Consider the following 21,703-nt stretch of genomic DNA (forward strand, 5'->3'; position numbering starts at 1 on the left):
ACGCTAACGCAGGGCGGCGGCCATGGCCTCTCGCGGCGCGGGCAGCCCTGTGAATAGCTCGACCTGGGTGAAGGCCTGGTGCAGCAACATCTGCAGGCCGCCGATCACCCGGCCGCCGGCCGCGGCGACCGCGGCGGCCAGCGGCGTGGGCCAGGGGTCGTAGACGGCGTCGAGCAGCACCGGGATGGGCGCGAAAGTGTCCGCGTAGCGCGCCGCAACGCCCGCGGGGATGGTGCTGACCAGCACCTGCGCCCCGCGCACCGCGCCGGCCAGCTCGTCGCTGTCCAGGGCCACGAACCGCGTCGGCACCCCGGCGCCCGCGCCGAGCTCCACCAGCCGGGCCGCCTTGTCGGGGTCGCGCGCGACGACGGCGATGTCGCTGACGCCCAGTTGGGCCAGCCCCAGGATGGCCGCCGGCGCGGTGCCGCCCGATCCACATACCAGCGCGCGTCCCGAGGCCGACCCGAGCGCCCCGCTCACCCCGTCGATGTCGGTGTTGTCGGCCCGCCACCCCGAGGGCGTGCGGACCAGGGTGTTGGCCGACCCCACCCGATCCGCGCGCTCGGTGCGCTCGTCGGCGAACCGCAGCGCGGCGAACTTGCCCGGCATGGTCACCGATACCCCGACCCACTCGGGCCCGAACCCGCCGACCAGGCCGGGCAGCTGCTCGGCGTCGCATTCGATGCGCTCGTAGGTCCAGTCGTCCAGGCCCAGCGCCCGGTAGGCCGCCAGATGCAGTTGCGGGGATTTCGAGTGGGCGATCGGCTTGCCGAGGACGGCCGCCCTTCTAGCGCGTGCTGTCGAGGACACCGTTGCGCTTAGCCAGCTCGATGTTGGCCAGATGCTGCTGATAATCCTTGGTGAACAGCGTCGTCCCCTGGGCGTCGATGGTGACGAAGTACAGCCAGTCACCGGGCTCGGGGTGCTCGGCGGCGCGCAGCGCGTCGACGCCGGGCGAACAGATCGCCGTCGCGGGCAGCCCCTGCGACACGTAGGTGTTCCACGGCGTCTTCTGGGCCCGGTCGGCGTCGGTGGTGGCCACCTCCCGGCGATCCAGTGGGTAGTTGACCGTCGAGTCGAATTCCAGCGTGTGGTGCGCGTGCAGGCGGTTGTAGATGACCTGGGCGACCTTCGCGAAGTCCTGCGACTTGGATTCCTGCTCCACCAGCGAGGCCACCACCAGGATGTCGTAGGGCGACAGGCCCATGGCCTGGGCGGTGTCCACCAACCCGGACTTCACGTATTCGACCGCGCCGGCGCTGATCAGGCCCGACAGGATGGTCTCGGCCGGCGCGGAGGGGTCGACGTTGAAGGTTCCGGGCGCGATCAGCCCCTCGATCCGGCGGTGGTCCTTGCCCAGCTCGGTGAACGGTTCGACGGCCCAGGGCGGGACGGCCAGCGCCGCGGGCGTGGCGTTGGTGGCCGCCGCCCGCAGCTCCTCCACCGCGACGCAGTGCTGGTTGCCGTCGAGGGTCACGCAGGTGGCGCGGGAGATCAGCGTGAGGATCCCCGGGGTCACCACGTTGGTCTTCATGTCGGTGGTGTCGTCGAGCTGGCGGCCCTCCGGGATGACCAGCCGGCCAACGCGGCTGTTCGGGTCGGCCAGCCGCGCGACGGCATCGGTCGCCGGGATCTCGGTGCGCATCCGGTAGAAGCCGGGCTGGATCGAGGAGATCTTGCTGTTGCCGTGCGCGGCGTTGACGAATGCGCGGACCGTCTTGATCACCTGTTCGTGCTGCAGCGTCTCCCCCACCATGGTGGTCGAGTCGCCGTCCTTGATCTGAATCACGATGTCGCGCTTGCCGTTTCCGGTGTAGTCGTCGCCGGCCCCGAAGACCGTATGCCACAGCTTGGCCCCGACGAAGACCCCGACCAGCACGACGACGGCGACGATCGCGAGCACGATCTTGCCGGCGAACCGCCGGCGGCGACGGCCCCGCTCGGCCTGATTGCGCGCCACGCGGCTGCGCTTTCGCGATGGGCCGACGGCCTCGGGCTCGGCGCGTTCCCGCCGCGCGCTGTCAACCATCGGCCGGCTCCCCCGCGGTCAGGGTGGCGCGGCGTTGGTCGAGCCAGCTCTGCAGGATGGCGACGGCGGCCGCCTGGTCGATCACCGCCCGCTGTTCCCGGGCGCGGACGCCCGCGGCGCGCAGCGATCGCTGCGCGCTGACCGTGGTCAGGCGCTCGTCGGCCAGCCGCACCGGCGTGGGGGCGATCCGCTGGGAGAGCTCGTCGGCCAACCCGATCGCGTCGATCGCCGACGGCCCGGTCCGGTCGGCCAGCGTCCGCGGCAACCCGACGACCACCTCGACGGCCCCGAGCTCAGCGACCAGCTCGGCGAGCCGCCGCACGTGTTTGCCGGAGCGGTCGCGGCGCACGGTCTCGACCGGGGTCGCCAGGATGCCGTCGGGGTCGCTGCAGGCCACGCCGATGCGCACGCTGCCGACGTCGATGCCGATCCGGCGTCCCCGGCCGGGATCCTGATCGGGGTCGCCGGGCCGGTCGGGCGCGCGATGCTGGGCGGGGACCACTCAACCAACCCGCGCTATCTCGGAGCGGATCGCCTCGAGCGCCGCGTCGATGCGGCTCGGATCCTTGCCCGAACCCTGCGCAAGGTCGGGCTTGCCGCCGCCGCGGCCGTCCACGGTCGCGGCCAGCTGCTTGATCAGGTCGTTGGCGCGGATCCCCAGGTCTTGGGCGGCCGGATTCGCGGCGACCGCGTACGGCACGCTGCCGCCCTCCCCCTCCGCGATCAGCGCCACCACGGCGGGCTCGCTGCCCAACTTGCCGCGAATGTCGCCTACCAGGGAACGCAGGTCACCGGCCGTCATCCCCGCCGACATGCGTTGCGCCACCACACGGACGTTACCGATCCGCTCCGCGCCGGCCGCGGCGTTGGTCGCGGCGGCCCGCGCGCCGGCCAGCCGCACGCGTTCGAGTTCCTTCTCGGCGGCCTTGAGCCGCTCCACCAGGCCGGCCACCCGCGCCGGCACCTCTTCGGACGGCACCTTCAGCGACGACGCCAGCCCGGCCATCAGCGCGCGCTCCTTGGCCAGGTGGCGGAACGAGTCCAGCCCGACGTAGGCCTCCACCCGGCGGACCCCGGAACCGACCGACGATTCGCCCAGGATGGTCACCGGCCCGATCTGGGCCGAGTTGTGCACGTGCGTTCCTCCGCACAGCTCCAGCGAGAACGGCCCGCCGATCTCCACCACCCGCACCCGGTCGGGGTAGGCCTCGCCGAACATCGCCATGGCGCCCATCGCCTTGGCCTTCTCCAGCTGCTCGGTGAACGTGTGCACCTCGAAGTCGGCCTGCACGGCCTGGTTGGTGACCTCCTCGACCTGGGTGCGCTGCTCGTCGGACAGCGCGCCCTGCCAGTTGAAGTCGAAACGCAGGTAGCCGGGGCGGTTCAACGATCCCGCCTGAACGGCGTTGGGCCCCAGCACCTGTCGCAGCGCGGCGTGCACCATGTGGGTGCCCGAGTGCCCCTGGGTGGCGCCGCGGCGCCAATCCGGGTCGACCGCGGCCACTACGGTGTCTCCCTCGACGAATTCGCCGGATTCGACGTTGACCCGGTGCACCCACAGGGTTTTGGCGATCTTCTGCACGTCGGTGACCGCCGCGCGGGCGCTCTCGCCGGTGCCCGTCCCGCTGATCGTGCCCTCGTCGGCGATCTGGCCGCCGGACTCGGCGTAGAGCGGGGTGCGGTCCAGCACCAGCTCGACCTGTTGGGCCCCGTCGGTGCCGTGGGCAACCACCGGCACCCGCTTGCCGTCGACAAAGATGCCGAGAATCCTTGCCTCGGAGGACAATTCGTCGAAACCGGTGAATTCGGTGGGCCCGGCGTCGACCAGTTCCCGGTAGGCGCTCAGGTCGGCGTGCGCGTGCTTGCGGGCCGCGGCGTCCGCCTTGGCGCGGCGGCGTTGTTCGGCCATCAGTTCCCGGAAGCCGATCTCGTCGACCTGCAGGCCGGCCTCGGCGGCCATCTCCAGGGTCAGTTCGATCGGGAAGCCGTACGTGTCGTGCAGCGTGAAGGCGTCGGAGCCCGAGATTGATTTCGCCCCAGCCGCTTTGGTGGTGCCGGCCACCTCGTCGAACAGCTTGGATCCGGCCACCAGGGTGCGGTTGAAGGCGGTCTCCTCGGCGACGGCGATGCGCCTGATCCGGTCGAAATCGTCGACCAGTTCGGGGTACGACGGCCCCATCGCGTCGCGCACGGTGCTCATCAGGTCGCCGACGATGGGGCCCTCGATGTCGAGCAGCTTGGCCGACCGGATCACCCGGCGCAGCAACCGGCGCAACACGTATCCGCGGCCGTCGTTGCCGGGGGTGACGCCGTCGCCGATCAGGATCGCCGCGGTGCGGCTGTGGTCGGCGATCACGCGGTAGCGCACATCGTCTTCGTGGTCGCCGACGTCGTAGCCGCGGGGCGCCCGGGCGGCCACCGTGTCGATAACGGGCCGCAGCAGGTCGGTCTCGTAGACGTTGTGCACGCCCTGCAGGATGAACGCGACCCGCTCGACGCCCATGCCGGTGTCAATGTTCTTGCGGGGCAACGGCCCCAGGATCTCGAAGTCGGTCTTGCCGGTGCCCTCGCCGCGTTCGTTCTGCATGAACACGAGGTTCCAGATCTCGATGAAGCGGTCCTCGTTGGCCACCGGGCCGCCGCCGACCCCGAACTCCTCCCCGCGGTCGTAGTAGATCTCCGACGACGGGCCACACGGCCCGGGGATCCCCATGGACCAGTAGTTGTCCTCCATGCCGCGGCGCTGGATCCGCTCGACCGGCAGCCCGGCGATCTCCTGCCACAGCTGCACGGCCTCGTCGTCGTCGAAATAGACCGTCGTCCAGATTCTTTCGGGATCCAGCCCGTAGCCGCCCTCGGACACGGCGTTGGTCAGCAGCGTCCACGCCAGCTCGATGGCGCGCCGCTTGAAGTAATCGCCGAACGAGAAGTTGCCGGCCATCTGGAAGAAGGTGTTGTGCCGGGTGGTGATGCCCACCTCGTCGATGTCCGGCGTGCGGATGCACTTTTGGATGCTGGTGGCCGTTGGGTACGGCGGCGTGCGCGCCCCCAGGAAGTAGGGCACGAATTGGACCATGCCGGCGTTGACGAACAGCAGATTGGGGTCGTCGAGGATCACCGAGGCGCTCGGCACCTCGGTGTGGCCCGCCTTCACGAAGTGATCAAGAAACCTCTTCCTGATCTCGTGTGTCTGCACTGTTGAATCCGCTTCTTCCTGTGGCCTGGTTGCGTGGAGGATTGTTCCAGCCTATTCGCTGGCGTGGCCGGGCTATCGGACCGCTAGCCCTCCACAAAGCTCAGCCGCACCGAGCGCTGCGCGTTGTCGCGGTTCAGGTCGACCAGCACGATGCTTTGCCAGGTGCCCAGCATCGGCTCGCCGCCGGAGACCGGCACCGTCACCGAGGGCGCGACCAGCGCCGGCATCACGTGGTCGGCGCCGTGCCCCGGGGAGCCGTGCGAGTGCCGGTATCGGTCGTCGCGCGGCAGCAGCCGTTCCAGCGTTTCGATCAGGTCGTCGTCGGAACCGGCGCCGGTCTCGATGATGGCGACGCCCGCCGTCGCGTGCGGGACGAAAACGTTGCACAGCCCATCGCCCCGCGACCAGCAGAAGCCCCGCACCGCCTCGGTCAGATCGACGATGCGGCGGCGCGAGGTGTCCACGTCCAGCACGTCGGTATGCATCCCGACCAGCCTACGGCGCACCCGCGGGGGCCGCTCAAGGCCGGGCAATCGTTTGTGAGCGCCGCCACATCCGGGCATTGCGGCGTGCGGCGCGCAGGAGGAAGGTAACTGGTGAGACCGGTGGCGCCACCGGGGCGCTGCCCTCGACAGAGGAGGGTCGGCCGTGTACGCACGCTCTACCACCATTCAGGCGCAACCCTTGTCGGTGGACATCGGAATCGCGCATATGCGCGATGTCGTGATGCCGGCCCTCACCGAGATCGACGGGTGCGTCGGGCTGTCACTGTTGGTCGACCGGCAGTCCGGAACCTGCATCGCCACCAGCTCGTGGGACGGCATCGAGGCCATGCGGGCCAGCGCCGAACGGGTCGCCCCGATCCGTGACCGGGCCGCTCTGATGTTCGACGGCAGCGCCCGCGTCGAGGAGTGGGACATCGCTTTGCTGCACCGCGACCACCCGTCCCGTCAGGGGGCGTGCGTGCGGGCCACCTGGCTCAAGGTGGTGCCGGATCAGCTCAACCGGTCGCTGGACTTCTATCGCTCCTCGGTGCTGCCCGAGCTCGAGGAACTCGACGGGTTCTGCAGCGCCAGCCTGCTGGTCGACCACCCCGCGTGCCGGCGGGCGGTGGCCTGCTCCACGTTCGACTCGATGGACGCGATGGCCCGCAACAGCGACCGGGCGAGCGAGTTGCGCAGCAGGCGCGTCCGGGAGCTGGGCGCCGAGGTGATCGACGTCGCCGAGTTCGAGCTGGCGATCGCCCACCTGCGGGTGCCCGAGCTGGTCTAGCGGCGCGCTCACGTCGCTCGCGCGCTCGCGAGCGTCACGCCAGCGTGGCGGCGGCGGCTCAACGCCACGCTGGCGTGACGCTCGGCGCGCTCAGGGCGGCGCGTTCAGGGCAGCGCGTCGCCCGGGAATCCCCGGCACGGGTGCACCTGATAGGTGAACACGCCCGCGGCGACGCCGGGGTCGTCGGCCATGATCGCGGCGGTGTCGTCGACCGTGGCGGCGAACACCCCGATGCCGCACACGTCGGACTCGTCGGCGACGGGCAGCACCACCGCCAGGACGCCGTCGTCGCGCAGGCCGAAGTTGCGCCGCCCGTGCTCCCAGATGAGCCCCGGCGACGACTCGTCGCCGAACCTGGGGCCGCGCTTGAGGATGACGACGCTGTATTCCTTGGTGGTGGCCAGCAGCCGGCCCATCTCCTCGTCGGTGAAGGTCTTCATGCCCGTCCTCGCTTCCCGCGGATGATCGCGCGCAGCCGTTCCAGCCGCCCGGCCAGCTCCCGCTCGGCGCCGCGACCGGTCGGCCGGTAGTAGTCGGTGCCCACCAGCTCGTCGGGTGGATATTGTTGCGCCGCAACGCCATCCGGCTGGTCGTGGGAATACCGGTAGCCCTGGGCGTGGCCCAGCGCGGCCGCGCCGGAGTAGTGCCCGTCGCGCAGGTGGGGCGGCACCAGGCCCGCCTTGCCCGCCTTGATGTCGTCCATGGCCGCGGCCAGCGCGGTGGTGACGGAGTTCGACTTGGGCGCGGTGGCCAGGTGGATGGTCGCGTGCGCCAGCGTCAACTGCGCCTCGGGCATGCCGATGAGCGCCACCGTCTGCGCGGCCGCCACCGCGACCTGCAGCGCGCTCGGGTCGGCCATGCCGATGTCCTCGCTGGCCAGGATCATCAGCCGGCGCGCGACGAACCGGGGGTCCTCCCCGGCGACGAGCATGCGGGCCAGGTAGTGCAGCGCCGCGTCGACGTCGGAGCCGCGCACCGACTTGATGAACGCGCTGATGACGTCGTAGTGCTGGTCGCCGTCGCGGTCGTAGCGCACCGCGGCCTTGTCCAGCGACTGCTCGATGGTCTCGACGCCCACGGAATCGGTCGCCTCGGAGGCCACCTCCAATGCGGTCAGCGCCCGCCGCGCGTCGCCGGCGGCCAGTCGCACCAGCAGCTCGACGGCGTCCGGCGTCACCGCGACCCCGCCGCCCAAGCCGCGGGGATCGTCGATCGCGCGCTGCACCACGGTGCGGATGTCGTCGGCGCCCAGCGGCCGCAGCTGCAGGATCAGCGACCGGGACAACAGCGGCGCCACCACCGAAAACGACGGGTTCTCGGTGGTCGCCGCCACCAGCAGCACCACCCGGTTCTCCACGGCCGACAGCAGGGCGTCCTGCTGGGTCTTGGAGAACCGGTGCACCTCGTCGATGAACAGCACCGTCTGCTCGCCGCGCAGGAGCGCCTTCCGCGCGTTTTCGATGACCGCGCGCACGTCCTTGACCCCGGCCGACAGCGCCGACAGCGCCTCGAACCGGCGGCCGGTCGCCTGGGAGATCAGCGCGGCCAGCGTGGTCTTGCCGCTGCCGGGCGGGCCGTAGAGGATGGCCGACGCCACGCCCGAGCCCTCGACCAGGCGGCGCAGCGGCGATCCGGACGCCAGCAGGTGGTCCTGCCCGACCACCTCGTCCAGCGAGGCCGGCCGCATGCGCACCGCCAGGGGCGCGCCGGCCGACACGCCCAGGCCGTGGTCACTCGCCGGCGCCGCGCCGGGCAGGTCAAAAAGACCGTCGGACACGGCTTCAGGCATACCACGACAGGCGAAGCCGGGCACTGAGGACTCATCTTTGCTAAGTTCCCGTGTGCGCGTGCCCACAGGTTGAGTCAACAGCTAGGACGGACATGAGCCAGCCTCCCGAATATCCAGGCACCCCGGCCGATCCCCACGGGAGCGAGCAGAATCCCCCGGGCTATCCACCGCCCCCCGGTTACGGCGCACCGCCGTCCGGATATGGCGCACCGCCGTCCGGATATGGCGCACCGCCACCGCAGGCGCCCGGCTACGGCACACCGCCGCCCGGCTACGGCACACCGCCGCCTGGCTACGGCACACCCCCCGGCTACGGCGCACCGCCGAGCTACGGCACGCCGCCGCCCCCGCCCGGCTACGGTGGCTACCCCCAGCCGGGCTACGGGGCGCCGACCACGCCCGCGTTCAGCATCGGCGAGGCCGTCAGCTGGGCCTGGAACACCTTCACCAAGAACGCCCTGACGCTGATCGTGCCGGCGCTCGTCTATGGCCTGCTGTTCGCGGTGGCCTCCGGGGTGAGCTTCGCGGGCCAGAACATGTCGCCGGGCACGACGACCACCGACAACTACGGCTTCTACTTCACGACGAACCTCACCGGGCCCGGGCTGGGCGTGTTCATCCTCGGCACGCTGCTGACCTACCTCGTGACGGCCTTCGCCCAGGCCGGCTTCCTGTCCGGCTGCCTGGATCTCGCCGATGGGCGCCCCGTGACCATCGGCTCGTTCTTCAAGCCGCGCAATCTGGGAATGGCGTTTCTGGCTGCGCTGATCATCGGCGTGCTCACATCGATCGGCTATTCCCTGTGCTTCGTTCCGGGTCTGGTGCTGAGCCTTTTCGTGCAGTTCACCATCCTGTTCGTGGTCGATCGCTCCGAGTCGGCCATCGGCGGCTTCACCTCCAGCTTCTCGCTGGTGGGGTCGAACTTCGCCAACGCGCTGCTGGTGTGGCTCGTGGTGTTTGCGTTGATCCTGGCCGGCGTCGTGACGTGCGGCCTCGGCCTGCTGGTCACCGCCCCGCTCGACGGGCTCATCCTGACCTACGCCTACCGCAAGTTGACGGGCGGCCAGGTCGTCTCGCCGCAGCAGCCCGGGTACCAACCGGGCCCGCCGCCGGGGCCGCAGCCGGCATAAGCGCCGGTCAGCGTCCGAAGTTACAGCGCGGTAAGCGCTGGCTGCGGTGCGCTGCGGCCTTGTGCCGCTTGTGATGAGATCACCTTGTTATGAGCATCAAAGTCGCGCTGGAGCACCGCACCAGCTACACCTTTGACCGGGCGGTCCGGGTGTATCCGCACGTCGTGCGGCTGCGCCCGGCGCCCCACTGCCGCACGCCGCTCGAGGCGTACTCGCTGCGCATCGAGCCCGAGGAGCACTTCATCAACTGGCAACAGGACGCCGTCGGCAATTTCCTTGCGCGCCTTGTGTTTCCGAATCCGACCCGGCGTCTGACCATTACGGTCGGCTTGATCGCCGACCTCAAGGTGATCAACCCGTTCGACTTCTTCATCGAGGACTGGGCCGAGATCTGGGCCCCCTCCAATGGACGGGCCGGGCTGATCTACCCCAAGGAGCTGGCCGCCGACCTCGAGCCCTACCTGCGGCCGATCGACGAAGAGGGCGACGGGTCGGGCCCGGGCAAGCTCACGCGGGCGTGGGTGGAGAACTTCTCGGTGGGCGAGGGCACGCGCACCATCGACCTGCTGGTCGCCCTCAACCACGCCGTCAACGCCGACGTCGCCTACAGCGTGCGGATGGAGCCCGGCGTCCAGACGCCGGACCACACGCTGCGCACCGGGGTCGGCTCGTGCCGCGATTCGGCGTGGTTGTTGGTGTCGATCCTGCGCCAGCTGGGGCTGGCCGCGCGCTTCGTCTCCGGGTATCTGGTGCAGCTGGCCTCCGACGTGGAGGCGCTCGACGGGCCGTCGGGGCCCGCCGCCGACTTCACCGACCTGCACGCCTGGACCGAGGTGTACATCCCCGGCGCGGGGTGGATCGGGTTGGACCCGACCTCGGGTTTGTTCGCCGGCGAGGGCCACATCCCGTTGGCGGCCACCCCACACCCGGCGTCCGCGGCGCCGATCAGCGGCGGCACCGAACCGTGCGAATCGGTGCTGGAGTTCTCCAACACCGTCACCCGCATCCACGAGGACCCCCGCGTCACCCTGCCCTACACCGACGCCGCCTGGGAAACGATCTGTGAGGTCGGGCAGCGCGTCGACGAGCGACTGGCCGCCGCCGACGTGCGGCTGACCATCGGCGGTGAGCCGACCTTCGTCTCCGTCGACAATCAGGTGGCCGAGGAGTGGACCACGGCGGCCGACGGCCCGCACAAGCGCCAGCGCGCCTCCGACCTGGCGGCGCGCCTGAAACAGGCGTGGGCGCCGGACGGGTTGATTCAGCGCGGACAGGGCCGCTGGTATCCGGGAGAACCGTTGCCGCGCTGGCAGATTGCGTTGTACTGGCGCACCGACGGGCGACCGCTGTGGACCGACGACGCGCTGCTGGCCGACCCCTGGGGCGACCGGCCGGCCCCCGTCGACGAGGAGGCGGCGTATCAGGTGCTCGCCGGGGTCGCCGACGGTCTGGGACTGCCGCTAACCCAGGTGCGGGCCGCCTACGAGGACCCGCTGCACCGGCTGGCGGACAAGGTGCGCCAGCCCGAGGGTGAGCCGGTACATCCGGCCGACGATCTCGACCGCGACTCCCCCGCCGACCGCGCCGCCCTGCTGGCACGACTCGACGAATCCGTCACGGCCCCAGCGGCTTTCGTGTTACCCCTGCACCGCCGCGATGACGGCCTGGGCTGGGCCAGCGCCGACTGGCGGCTGCGCCGCGGCCGAATCGTGTTGCTGCACGGCGATTCTCCGGCGGGGCTGCGGCTGCCGCTGGATTCCATCAGCTGGCGGCCGCCGCGGCCGACGTTCGACGCCGATCCCCAGACCGCCGGGGACACGTTGTCGACCGAGTCGGACGCGGCGGTGGTGGAGGACCCCGACTCGGCGCCGCCCACCGCGATGGTCGCCGAGGTTCGCGACGGGCTGCTCTACATTTTCATGCCGCCCAGCGAGGCGCTGGATCACTTCGTCGATCTCATCGCCCGTGTCGAGGCGGCCGCGGCCAAGGCCGACTGCCCGGTGGTGATCGAGGGCTACGACCCGCCGCCGGACCCGCGGCTGCGCTCGACCACCATCACCCCCGACCCCGGCGTCATCGAGGTCAACGTCGCGCCCAGCGCCAGCTTCGCCGAGCAGCGCCAGCAGCTCGAAACCCTTTACGAGCAGGCGCGATTGGCGCGGCTTTCCACCGAGTCCTTCGACGTCGACGGCACCCACGGCGGCACGGGTGGCGGCAACCACATCACCCTGGGCGGCGTCACGCCCGCGGACTCGCCGCTGCTGCGGCGGCCGGACCTGTTGGTCTCGCTGTTGACGTACTGGCAGCGGCACCCGTCGCTGTCGTATCTGTTCGCCGGCCGGTTCGTCGGCACCACCTCGCAGGCCCCCCGGGTCGACGAAGGCCGCGCCGAGGCGCTCTACGAACTCGAGATCGCGTTCGCCGAGATCGCCCGGCTGGCCGGTCCTTTCGGCGGCAACGCCCCCCGGCCCTGGATGATCGACCGGGCGCTGCGCCACCTGCTGACCGACATCACCGGCAACACCCACCGCGCCGAGTTCTGCATCGACAAGCTGTACAGCCCCGACAGCCCCCGCGGCCGGCTCGGCCTGCTGGAGCTGCGCGGGTTCGAGATGCCGCCGCACCTGCGCATGGCGATGGTGCAGTCGCTGCTGGTGCGCTCGCTGGTGGCGTGGTTCTGGGACGAGCCGCTGCGCGCCCCGCTGATCCGGCACGGCGCCAATCTGCATGGCCGATACCTGTTGCCGCACTTCCTCATTCACGACATCGCTGACGTCGCCGCCGACCTGCGCGCGCACGGCATCGCGTTCGAGACCAGCTGGCTGGATCCCTTCACCGAATTCCGCTTCCCGCGCATCGGCACCGCGGTGTTCGACGGCGTGGAGATCGAGCTGCGCGGGGCGATCGAGCCGTGGAACACCCTCGGCGAGGAGGCCACCGCCACCGGCACCGCCCGCTACGTCGACTCGTCGGTCGAGCGCATCCAGATCCGCATCATCGGCGCCGACCGGCACCGCTACGTGGTGTTGGTCAACGGCTACCCGGTGCCGCTGCTGGCGACCGACAACCCCGACATCCACGTGGGCGGGGTGCGGTTCAAGGCCTGGCAGCCGCCGAGCGCGCTGCACCCGACGATCAGCACCGACGTGCCGCTGCAGTTCGAGCTTGTCGACCTGACGACGGGCACCTCGCGCGGCGGCTGCACCTATCACGTCGCGCATCCCGGCGGGCGGGCCTACGACGAGCCGCCCGTCAACGCGGTCGAGGCCGAGGCGCGCCGCGCCCGCCGCTTCGAGGCCACCGGCTTCACCCCCGGCAAGCTCGACCTGTCCGACATCCGGGAAAAACAGGCGCGCATCTTCACCGACATCGGCGCGCCGGGCATCCTCGACCTGCGTCGCGTGCGTACCGTTTCGCGGTAATGGCGTTTGCGGACATGACATTCGGCACCGGCGCACCCGCGGCGGCTGCTGGTGGCCGTCACGAAGACCGCTACGAGGACCGCTACGACGCCGACCGCCTGCTGGCCGGCTACCGGGCCGCGCGCGCCCAAGAGGCGCTCTTCGATCTTCGGCACGGGCCGGCGGCCGGCTACGACGAATTCGTCGACCAGGACGGCAACGTGCGGCCGGCCTGGTCCGAGCTGGCCGACACCATCGCCGAACGGGGCCGGCCGGGGCTGGACCGGCTCCGCTCGGTGGTGCGCAGCCTGATCGACAGCGACGGCATCACCTACACCGACGTCGAACCCGGCGGGCACGGGCTCGAGCCGCGGCCGTGGATCCTGGACACCCTGCCGATCGTGCTGTCCGCCGCGGAATGGGAGGCGCTGGAGGCCGGGCTGGTGCAGCGGTCGCGGCTGCTCGACGCCGTGCTCGCCGACTTGTACGGGCCGCGCAGCCTGCTCATCGAAGGCGTGCTGCCGCCGGAGCTGCTGTTCGCCCATCCCGGTTACGTGCGTGCCGCCAACGGCATCGAAGTGCCCGGGCATCACCAGCTTTTCCTGCACGCCTGCGACGTCAGCCGGCTGCCCGACGGCACCTTCCGGGTGAACGCCGACTGGACGCAGGCGCCGTCGGGCGCCGGTTACGCGCTGGCCGACCGGCGCGTGGTCGCGCACTCGATTCCGGACCTGTACGAGAGGATCGCCCCGCGCCCGACGACGCCGTTCGCCCAGGCGTTGCGCCTGGCGCTGATCGACGCCGCGCCCGACGACGCGCAGGATCCGGTGGTGGTGGTGCTCAGCCCGGGCATCTTCTCCGAAACCGCCTTCGATCAGGCGTATCTGGCGACGCTGCTGGGCTTCCCGTTGGTGGAGAGCGCGGACCTGGTGGTGCGCGACGGCAAGATGTGGATGCGCTCGCTGGGCACGCTGAAACGAGTGGACGTGGTTTTGCGCCGGGTGGACGCCGATTACACCGACCCGCTGGATCTGCGCGCCGACTCCCGGCTCGGGGTGGCCGGTCTGGTGGAGGCGTCGCGCCGCGGGACCGTGACCGTGGTCAACACGCTGGGCAGTGGAATCCTGGAAAACCCTGGGCTGCTGCGGTTCCTGCCGCAGCTGTCCGAGCATCTGCTCGCCGAGGCCCCGCTGCTGCAGACGGCGCCGGTCTACTGGGGCGGCATCGACGCCGAACGCTCGCACCTGCTGGCGAACCTGTCATCGCTGCTGGTGAAGTCAACCGTCGGTGGGAAAACCCTTGTCGGGCCCACCCTTTCGTCCTATGAGTTGGCGCAGTTGGCCGGGCGCATCGAGAGGATGCCATGGCAGTGGATCGGTCAGGAGCTGCCGCAGTTCTCGTCGGCGCCCACGGACCACGCCGGGGTGCTGTCATCGGCCGGCGTCGGCATTCGGTTGTTCAACGTGGCCCAGCGCAGTGGGTATGCCCCGATGATCGGCGGCGTCGGCTACGTGCTGGCGCCCGGGCCGGCCGCATACACGCTGGAAACCGTTGCGGCGAAGGATGTTTGGGTGCGTCCGACGGAGCGCGCGCGGGCCGAGGCCGTGAGCCTGCCAGCGCCGCCGCCCCCGGCGAAGACGGCTGCGGGCACCTGGGGCGTCAGCTCGCCGCGCGTGCTGTCCGACCTGTTCTGGATCGGCCGGTACGGCGAGCGCGCGGAGAACATGGCGCGGCTGCTGTTGGTCACCCGGGACAGGTTCCACGTCTACCGGCATCAGCAGCACACCGAGGAAAGCGAGTGCGTGCCGGTGCTGTTGGCCGCGCTGGGCCGGATCACCGGGACCGACGCCGCGGTCGACGGCGGTCCGGTTGATGGGGCGGAGATGATCGCCGTCGCCCCTTCGACGTTGTGGTCTTTGACGGTGGACCCGGACCGGTCCGGGTCCCTGGTGCAGTCGGTGGAGGGCCTGGCGCTCGCGGCCAGGGCGGTGCGCGACCAGATGTCCAACGACACCTGGATGGTGCTGGCCGGGGTGGAGCGCGCGCTGGCCCAGCGGCGCGAGCCGCCGGACTCGCTGGCCGAGGCCGACGCGCTGCTGGCATCGGCCCAGGTGCAGACGCTCTCCGGGATGCTGACCCTGGCCGGGGTGGCCGGCGAGTCAATGGTGCGCGACGTGGGCTGGACGATGATGGACATCGGCAAGCGCATCGAACGTGGGCTCTGGTTGACGGCGCTGCTGCGGGAAACGCTGATCGCGGTCCGGCGCGCGGCCGCCGAACAGATGATCATCGAGGCGACGCTGGTGGCGTGCGAGTCCTCGGTCATCTACCGGCGCCGCACCGTGGGCAAGGTCAGCATCGCCGCGGTGACCGAGCTGATGCTGTTCGACGCGCAGAATCCGCGGTCGTTGCTGTATCAGGTGGAGCGATTGCGGGCCAACCTCAAGGACCTGCCGGGCGCGTCGGGGTCGTCGCGCCCGGAGCGGCTGGTGGACGAGATCAGCACCCTGCTGCGCCGCTCGCATCCCGGCGAACTGGAGGCCGTCAGTGCCGACGGGCTGCGCGCCGAGCTGTCCGATCTGCTCGGTTCGGTGCACGCGCAGTTGCGCGAACTGGCCGACGTCATCACCACCACGCAGCTGGCCCTGCCCGCGGTGCAGCCGCTGTGGGGACCGGACGTTCGCCGGGTGATGCCGGCTTAGCGGCGATCGCGAGCGCGGCGGAGCCGGGCGAAGCGGGTCGCCGCGATCAGGCCTAGCGGCGATCGCTTGAGCGATGCGCATCGATCAGATCGGCAACCGCCTTTTGGGCATCCCCCGTGCGTAGCGGAGGCGTGGCAAACATCTCGGCGATCATCATCGCTACCGGCGTTGTCCACAGCAACAGGCCCAACGCAACGGCATGTTCACGGTTGGCACCGGTATTCAAACGGGTGATCAACGCCGCTAGGGCGGCGCCGAGACGCTCCATGTGGTGCCGATCAAGGCCGTCACGCAAGTCCTTGGTTGCGATAAGAATCTCCAACCCTGCCATGGCTTTTGGATTGGCGAATGCGTCCCATGTCGCCCGCACCAGGTCTTGGGTATCCATGACCTGCTCAGAATCGGCCAACGCATCCAGCGAGGCGACGAGACGGTCAACGGCATCTTCGATCACCGCGGTCAGCAGACCATCCCGATCCCCGAAGTGATGTTGAATGACACCCCAACTCAGCCCGGCGCGCTCGATGATGTGCCGAGCACTGGCCGCCGAGAAGCCTTCCTCGCGAATGCACCGAACCGTCTCGTCGATGAGCAAGTCGCGGGTCCGGTCCCCGCGCTCCTGTCGCCCGGTGCTCGGACGGCGCGGGGCGGTTCGTCTGCGCCCAGTCATCTCTGTGATCCGCGCTGGCTCATTCACAGCACCTTAGGTCAACACCCTTGCGACTAAAACATGGCGTGTGCCATGCTTTCGGGGTCCAGCTTGCCTCGCCCCGAAAGCCGCCCTCATGCCTGAGACGATCAGCGCCGACAACACGCACGTTTACCCGGCCGAGGGCGGACTCTCGTCGCTGCAAAAGTCGCTCTTCGGTGTTTTGGCGTTCTTCTTCGCCATCCACATCGTGTTCTGGTATCTGGAATTTCATGCCGGGGTGTCCCACGTGGTCGCGTCCACCACGTTGGTCGTCTTCGTCGTGGGTTGTTTCTTGACAGCTCTTGCGCTCCCGTGGCTTCCGCTTCCGGGTCAACGTGACCGCACGAAGTGGGAGCGTTTGGGTGCAATGGTGATCGTCTGGGTCTTCATCGCCCTGATTCCACGATTCATCTGGGAACTGCCGTGGCTCTTGTTCTTCGATCAGATCAGGGACGGTGTGCAGCATGGCGCGCTTTGGACGTACATGTGGTCACCCATCCTGCTCGGAGGGGACGCACGGTACCTGAATGGCGACCCGCTCATCGTCGTCCTTGAGTGGATCGCCTTCTTCACTGGACTCTTCGAGGCGTATGCCATGTTGCAGTTCTTCCGGAATGGTAAGCGGTTCACCAGCATCCAGCTCTCCTTCATCATGGGCGGGATGATCGTGGAGGTTACGCTGCCAGCGGTCTACTTCGGGGTGGAGATCGCCAACAAGCTGCAAAGCATGACAAGCCCAGTCGAGATGTGGGTCAAGTTCGTGGTTCTGAACCTCTTGTGGTGCACCATGCCACTCGTCACCTACTTCTGGGGGGTTCGCAGGTTGGCTCGCCAGGATCTTGCCGTGAAGTTTTAGCTCGCATGGCCGGTCGCCGTAACCAAAATCCTTCCTGCGTCAAACGGGGTCGTCGTCTGCGTCGCGGAGGAATCTCTCGGGATGGTGAAAGCTGTTGGTTCGGGGTTGGCCGCGGTCCAGGTGTGCCGGGGGTAGCCATTCGGTTTCGCCTCGGGCGTTGGTCCTTGTGGTCCAGCCCTTTTCGGCGAGCCGGTTGTCCGGGCCGCAGGCCAGGGTGAGGTCGTCGATGTCGGTGCGGTGGGTGGTGGTCCAGCCGCGGACGTGGTGGACTTGGCTGTGGTAGGCCGGCGCATCACATCCCGGCCGCGTGCAGCCACGATCCTTGGCGTACAACATGATTCGCTGGGCGGGGGAAGCCAACCGTTTGGTGTGATGCAGGGCCAGCGACCGGCCTTCGTCGAAGATCGCCAGATAGTGGTGCGCGTGGCCGGCCCAGCGGATCACGTCCGACATGGGCACCAGCGTGCCCCCGGCGGTCAGGGCCTTGCCGGCGGCGGCCTCGAGGTCCTGCAAGGTGGTGGTCACCACGATCGACACGGGCAGCCCGTTGTGCTGACCCAGATTGCCCGACGCCAACAGGCCGCGTAGGGCGGCCACAAACGCGTCATGGTTGCGCTGGGCGGTGCTGCGGGTGTCGCGGCGCACCGCATCCTGATCGGGGGTGGCATCGACCACCGGGGTCTCGTCGTCGGGATTGCACGCCCCGGGGGCGGCCAGCTTGGCCAGCATGGCCTCGATCGCGGCCCGCAGTTCGGGCGTCACCAGGCCGCTGAGGCGCGACATACCGTTGAAGTCCTGCTTGCCCAATGTGATTCCGCGCTTGCGGGCCCGCTCGGCGTCGCTGAAATCCCCATCGGGGTGCAGCCAGTCCATCACCCGCCGGGCGTATTTGGCCAACTCGTCGGGCCGATACCCGCCGGCCTTGGCGGCCAGATCGGCTTCGGCGGCCTGGCGGGTCAACGCGTCGACCTCGGCCGGCAGGTGGGCCAAAAAGCCGCGGATCACGTTGACGTGCGCGTCGCCGATCAGTCCCGCGCGTTGGCCGGCCGCGGTCGCGCTCAATTTCGGCGGCAACGGTTCGCCGGTCAGCGCCCGGCGCTGCCCGAGGTCGCGGGCTTCCTCGATGCGCCGGGCGGCGTCGGCCTTGGTGATGCGCAACCGGTCGGCCAGCCCCACACGCAGCGAGCCACCCAACTCTTCGGGACTGGCCTGCGCATCGAGCTGGTTGATCAGCGCGTGCCGGGGTGTGCGCAGCCGGCGTGCCGCGCTTTCCAACCGCTCCAAGGCGCGCAGCCGCTCGGGGGTGGTGAGCACGTCAAAAGACAACGCGCACAGGCGGTCCACGTCGCCGTCGAGCGCGTCGAAAACCTCGACGATCTCCTCACGACTGGCGTCCATGCCTCAAACTCTAAAAACCCCCACCGACAAAAATGGCCGACTTGTGACGGTTGAAGCTAAAGTGACACAAGGGATTTCAAGAACGAACGGGCACCGGCCGGTCCGGGCCGACACCCCGGTATCGGTGCGGATCGGGCATTCGGCGCCGGCGCACCATGTGCACCAGCACCAGGACCGACATCACGGCGGCGTAGATGCACCATAGCGACGCGAACGCCTGCAGGTAGAGCACCGCGACCAGGACCAGCCCCACCAGGTTTGCCAAACCGAACACCACAATGGAGCGATAGCCCGACATCAGGGCCGGCCCGATGACGGCGAGGATGTAGAGCACCGCCCACAGATAACTGTCGCGGGAGGCGGTCTGGTATTCCAGCACGTGCGGGCACCTCGTCACCCCGACCGGTTTCGCGAGGACGACGAACGCGAGGTAGGCCGACACCACCGCACCGAGCAACGCGAAGGGAGCCACCCGTAGCCGCGCGCCGCGCGGCTCGAGCATCAGGATCGCCAGCGGGAGCAGTAAAGGAAGCACGGGCAGCGCGATGAACACGTAGGCGTGCATCGCGAAGTCGGCCATTCCGGCGGAGACAAAGCGATTGGGCCACACCGCCGCCTCGAGAAACTGGTGGACCGAGAACACCGCCGGCAGCGAGGCGAAAGGCACCTCACGCCAGTGCTTCACCTCGCGCAGGCTCGCCACCGCGACCGGCACGAGGGCGGTCCCCACCACCAGATCGGCGGTGATGGAAAAGCACATCGCCCAGCCTAACCCGCGATGGCTGCGGGCCCGCGCGCGTCGGAGGTCATCTCGTCGATCACGGTGTAGATGAACTTCATCTTCTCCAGCACCGCGACCGGCAACACGAACGGGTACAGGTCATCGTGGCCCATCGACCGGTTCACCATGTTCAACGACCACGACAGCGGCAGCCACATGTCGATGATCGTCTGAAAAGCACTGGGCCCCAACGCCGGCCGGTCGAACGTCGCCGACGCGGACGCGAAGCCGCACCACGCCGAGGTGTCCAGGGTGTCGCGGATGTGCAGGTAGTGGGCGAACGTCTCGGCCCAGTCCTCGGCGGCGTGCATGGTGGCGTAGGAGGACACGAAGTTCTCCTGCCAGCCCTCGGGTGCGCCCTCGCTGTAATGGCGGTCGAGCGCCTCCTGATAGTCCGCGTCGGGATCGCCGAACAACTCGTTGAAGCGCGCCAGGTAGTCGCTGGACGGGGCGATCAGCCGGTAGAAGTAATAGTGGCCGATCTCGTGCCGGAAGTGCCCGAGCAGGGTGCGGTACGGCTCCTCCATCTCGACCCGCAGCTGCTCGCGGTGCACATCGTCGCCCTCGGCGAGGTCCAGGGTGATCACGCCGTTGTCATGGCCGGTGAACACCTTCTCCTTCGCGCTGGACAGCAGGTGGAAGGCCAATCCCTGTTCAGGATCCTCGTCGCGCCCGATGATCGGCAGCTTGAGCTCGTGCAGCTCGGCGATCAGCCGCCGCTTGGCCGCCTCGGCGCGGGCGAACTCGGCCAGGCCGGCGGTGTCGGCGTCGTTGGGCCGCACGGTGGTCAGCGCGCAGGACGTGCACAGCAGCCGCGGGTTGTTGACGGGCACCAGCCAATTGCATTCGGCCAGTTGCAGATTGGCGCACAGCTGGTACTCGGCGGCATCCACGAAACCGGCGTGCTCGCTGGCGTTCTCCTCGGCGATCACCAGCAGTGCCATCTGCTCGAGCGAAAACCCCAGCGCGCTGCCGCAATTCAGGCAGGTGGAGTTCTCGAACGTCAGGCGCTGGCCGCAGTTCGGGCAGTTGAAGTCACGCATGAAGCACATCTCCCTCGAAGGGCACCACGTCGACCGCGACGTCGATCACGCTGTGTTCGGAATCGGTGTAGATGATGCCCCGCAGCGGCGGCACGTCGGCGTAGTCCCGGCCGCGTCCGACGATGATGTAGCGCTCGTCGACCAGCTGGTCATTGGTGGGGTCGAGCCCGAGCCATTCGTACTGGCCGGGCTCCTGCGGTGTCCACACCGCCGCCCAGGCGTGGGTGGCGTCAATACCGATCATTCGATCCTTCCCCGGTGGCGGGTCGGTGGCCAGGTAGCCGGACACGTAGCTGGCTGCAAGACCGTTGGCGCGCAGGCAGGCGATTGCCAGCCGTGCAAAGTCCTGACATACCCCCTCCCGGGCCGCCAGAACCTCTTTTACCCCGGTGGAAATCGTGGTGGACCCCGAGCGGTAGGTGAAGTCGGTGAAAATTCGCGACGTGAGGTCGCGCAGCACGTCGACCAGCGGGCGCCCCGGCGCGAAACTGGGCGCCGCGTATTCGCGGATCTCGTCGGTGATCTCGGGCGGAATCAGGTCCAAGGTGAACTCGACGGCCAGCGCCCCCTTGCCCCCCGTCGGCCGGGAGGCCTCCCACGGCTGAACCGCCGGGCCGCTGGTGTAGCGCCCGGGTGCGGGCGGATACGCGTCGACGATGGAGTCGCTGGTGACGATCAGGGTGTGGTGCGGCTCGGTGACGTGGAAATACGAGCTGATGTTGCCGTACACGTCGACGCTGGTGGAGACGTCGGCGGGCGCGGGGTCAATGGTCAGCTGGTGGGCGATGCAGCGCTGCCGTGCCGAGTCGCGCGGGGTGAGGAAGCCACGCCCGTAGGAGCTGGTCACGACGTCGGAGTACCGGTACTCGGTGCGGTGGGTGACGCGATGGCGGCGCGCGACCCCGGCGTCAGCTTCAGGCACAAGCCTGATCACATCACACCCCGGGCGGTTGCGCGCCGTTCGCGCCGCGAAACCGTTTGCCAATACAGCGGCACTCGTGCCAAACCGGGAGCACAATCGAATTGTGGCCACGTGGTACGACGTCGCCCGCATCGTGAATGAGCTGGCACTCACCTCGGAGCCGTCACCGCATGACTGGCGGGTCGGCAAGAAGTTGCTGGCCTGGGAGCGGCCGCTGCGCCCGTCCGAGCGCGAGGCGCTGGCGCACGGCGGGTCGGAACCGCCCGACGGCGACATCCTGGGCGTGCGGGTGTCCGACGAGGGCGTCAAGTTCGGGTTGATCGCCGACGAGCCGGCCGTGTACTTCACCACCCCGCATTTCGACGGCTATCCGGCGGTGCTGGTCAAGCTGTCCGCGATCTCGGTCCGCGACCTCGAGGAGCTGATCACCGAGGCCTGGCTGACCCAGGCCCCGCGGAAGTTGGTCCAGGAGTTTCTGGCCGACTCCCGCTGA

The 21,703-nt window shown here is 69.3% G+C and carries 18 protein-coding genes; 6 read left to right on the forward strand and 12 right to left on the reverse strand.

Going from position 1 to position 21,703, the window contains the following annotated elements:
- Positions 1 to 3: 3 nt before the first annotated feature.
- The 5 genes from A5702_RS08850 to A5702_RS08870 all read right to left on the reverse strand — a co-directional run bounded on the left by A5702_RS08850 (position 4) and on the right by A5702_RS08870 (position 5,698).
- Complete coding sequence (locus A5702_RS08850) at positions 4 to 810, reverse strand: shikimate dehydrogenase (protein WP_156349670.1); 807 nt, start codon at positions 808 to 810, stop codon at positions 4 to 6.
- The gene (gene mltG / locus A5702_RS08855) at positions 788 to 2,029 is read right to left on the reverse strand and encodes an endolytic transglycosylase MltG (RefSeq protein WP_055404776.1); all 1,242 of its coding nucleotides are present in this window, start codon (positions 2,027 to 2,029) and stop codon (positions 788 to 790) included. Before mltG ends, A5702_RS08850 begins: the two co-directional genes overlap by 23 nt.
- On the reverse strand, positions 2,022 to 2,531 hold the full coding sequence (ruvX, locus tag A5702_RS08860; protein ID WP_068219917.1) for a Holliday junction resolvase RuvX: 510 nt from the start codon (positions 2,529 to 2,531) through the stop codon (positions 2,022 to 2,024). Before ruvX ends, mltG begins: the two co-directional genes overlap by 8 nt.
- Entirely contained in the window at positions 2,532 to 5,225 is a 2,694-nt protein-coding gene (gene alaS / locus A5702_RS08865) for an alanine--tRNA ligase (protein WP_068219919.1), read from the reverse strand.
- An 83-nt stretch (positions 5,226 to 5,308) separates the two neighbouring features.
- Entirely contained in the window at positions 5,309 to 5,698 is a 390-nt protein-coding gene (locus A5702_RS08870) for a secondary thiamine-phosphate synthase enzyme YjbQ (RefSeq protein WP_197281301.1), read from the reverse strand.
- 175 nt (positions 5,699 to 5,873) lie between these two features.
- Here A5702_RS08870 and A5702_RS08875 point away from each other — a divergent pair, with 175 nt between their 5' ends.
- Positions 5,874 to 6,497 (forward strand): hypothetical protein, encoded by a 624-nt coding sequence (locus A5702_RS08875; RefSeq protein WP_055404772.1) that lies wholly within the window; start codon positions 5,874 to 5,876, stop codon positions 6,495 to 6,497.
- A 104-nt stretch (positions 6,498 to 6,601) separates the two neighbouring features.
- Here the strand turns inward: A5702_RS08875 and A5702_RS08880 are convergent, their stop codons facing one another.
- Positions 6,602 to 6,937, reverse strand: coding sequence for a hypothetical protein (locus A5702_RS08880; protein WP_068219922.1), 336 nt, complete (start codon positions 6,935 to 6,937; stop codon positions 6,602 to 6,604).
- On the reverse strand, positions 6,934 to 8,286 hold the full coding sequence (locus A5702_RS08885; protein ID WP_067820270.1) for a replication-associated recombination protein A: 1,353 nt from the start codon (positions 8,284 to 8,286) through the stop codon (positions 6,934 to 6,936). The genes A5702_RS08880 and A5702_RS08885 overlap by 4 nt, the downstream gene beginning before the upstream one ends.
- 92 nt (positions 8,287 to 8,378) lie before the next feature.
- Here A5702_RS08885 and A5702_RS08890 point away from each other — a divergent pair, with 92 nt between their 5' ends.
- The 3 genes from A5702_RS08890 to A5702_RS08900 all read left to right on the forward strand — a co-directional run bounded on the left by A5702_RS08890 (position 8,379) and on the right by A5702_RS08900 (position 15,519).
- Positions 8,379 to 9,416: a hypothetical protein gene (locus A5702_RS08890; RefSeq protein ID WP_067820265.1), complete on the forward strand. Its 1,038-nt coding sequence runs from the start codon at positions 8,379 to 8,381 to the stop codon at positions 9,414 to 9,416.
- 89 nt (positions 9,417 to 9,505) lie between these two features.
- Positions 9,506 to 12,838: a DUF2126 domain-containing protein gene (locus A5702_RS08895; RefSeq protein ID WP_068219925.1), complete on the forward strand. Its 3,333-nt coding sequence runs from the start codon at positions 9,506 to 9,508 to the stop codon at positions 12,836 to 12,838.
- Positions 12,838 to 15,519 (forward strand): circularly permuted type 2 ATP-grasp protein, encoded by a 2,682-nt coding sequence (locus A5702_RS08900; protein WP_068219927.1) that lies wholly within the window; start codon positions 12,838 to 12,840, stop codon positions 15,517 to 15,519. Before A5702_RS08895 ends, A5702_RS08900 begins: the two co-directional genes overlap by 1 nt.
- Positions 15,520 to 15,571: 52 nt before the next feature.
- Here A5702_RS08900 and A5702_RS08905 read toward each other — a convergent pair whose 3' ends face one another.
- Complete coding sequence (locus A5702_RS08905) at positions 15,572 to 16,114, reverse strand: TetR/AcrR family transcriptional regulator (RefSeq protein ID WP_231965026.1); 543 nt, start codon at positions 16,112 to 16,114, stop codon at positions 15,572 to 15,574.
- Positions 16,115 to 16,304: 190 nt separating this feature from the next.
- Between A5702_RS08905 and A5702_RS08910 the strand changes: the two genes are divergently transcribed.
- Positions 16,305 to 17,066, forward strand: a complete 762-nt coding sequence (locus A5702_RS08910) for a hypothetical protein (protein WP_068219929.1) — start codon at positions 16,305 to 16,307, stop codon at positions 17,064 to 17,066.
- 39 nt (positions 17,067 to 17,105) lie between these two features.
- On the opposite strand, the gene A5702_RS08915 is transcribed toward A5702_RS08910, so the two are convergent.
- From A5702_RS08915 to A5702_RS08930, 4 genes are all read right to left on the reverse strand, one after another.
- Positions 17,106 to 18,464, reverse strand: coding sequence for an HNH endonuclease signature motif containing protein (locus A5702_RS08915; RefSeq protein ID WP_068219931.1), 1,359 nt, complete (start codon positions 18,462 to 18,464; stop codon positions 17,106 to 17,108).
- Between the two features lie 76 nt (positions 18,465 to 18,540).
- On the reverse strand, positions 18,541 to 19,224 hold the full coding sequence (locus tag A5702_RS08920) for a DUF6629 family protein (RefSeq protein ID WP_068219935.1): 684 nt from the start codon (positions 19,222 to 19,224) through the stop codon (positions 18,541 to 18,543).
- Positions 19,225 to 19,232: 8 nt separating this feature from the next.
- The gene (locus A5702_RS08925; RefSeq protein ID WP_055400956.1) at positions 19,233 to 20,288 is read right to left on the reverse strand and encodes a putative zinc-binding metallopeptidase; all 1,056 of its coding nucleotides are present in this window, start codon (positions 20,286 to 20,288) and stop codon (positions 19,233 to 19,235) included.
- The gene (locus tag A5702_RS08930; protein WP_231633863.1) at positions 20,281 to 21,222 is read right to left on the reverse strand and encodes a transglutaminase family protein; all 942 of its coding nucleotides are present in this window, start codon (positions 21,220 to 21,222) and stop codon (positions 20,281 to 20,283) included. The genes A5702_RS08925 and A5702_RS08930 overlap by 8 nt, the downstream gene beginning before the upstream one ends.
- Positions 21,223 to 21,313: 91 nt before the next feature.
- On the opposite strand from A5702_RS08930, the gene A5702_RS08935 reads away from it, so the two are divergent.
- Positions 21,314 to 21,703, forward strand: coding sequence for an MmcQ/YjbR family DNA-binding protein (locus A5702_RS08935; RefSeq protein ID WP_068219937.1), 390 nt, complete (start codon positions 21,314 to 21,316; stop codon positions 21,701 to 21,703).

Source organism: Mycobacterium sp. E3339 (assembly GCF_001666915.1).
Classification (GTDB): Bacteria; Actinomycetota; Actinomycetes; order Mycobacteriales; family Mycobacteriaceae; genus Mycobacterium.